Annotated in this window: 1 protein-coding gene; it reads left to right on the forward strand. The window is 65.0% G+C overall.

Translation table 11 applies throughout. The annotated features are described in order from the left end of the window. On the forward strand, positions 1 to 386 hold a 386-nt coding region (locus XalbCFBP2523_RS15990; RefSeq protein WP_211286590.1), incomplete at both ends, for a hemagglutinin repeat-containing protein.

Here is a 386-nt window from a genome sequence, read left to right on the forward strand (position 1 = left end):
CTCAGTGGCAATGACACGACGCTGGATGGCGCGGTGCTGTCGGCCAACCGGGTGATGGCGGATGTGGGGGGCGACCTGCACATCCACAGCGAGCAGGACACCAGCCACTACGCCAGCCACGACACGGCTGCCAGTGCCAGTGTCACCGTGGGTATCGGCGCAAGCGGCAGTGCGAGTTATAGCCACTCCAAGGTGGATGGCGACTTTGCCAGCGTGCGGGAACAAAGCGGCATCCAAGCCGGCGATGGCGGGTTCGACATCACCGTGCACGGCAACACCGACCTGAAGGGCGCAGTGATCGCGAGCACGCAAGCGGCCATCGACCAAGGCCGCAACCAACTGACCACCGGCACGCTGACGGTGGCCGACATCACCAACACCAGCCA

Source organism: Xanthomonas albilineans (assembly GCF_002939705.1).
Lineage (GTDB): Bacteria > Pseudomonadota > Gammaproteobacteria > Xanthomonadales > Xanthomonadaceae > Xanthomonas_A > Xanthomonas_A albilineans.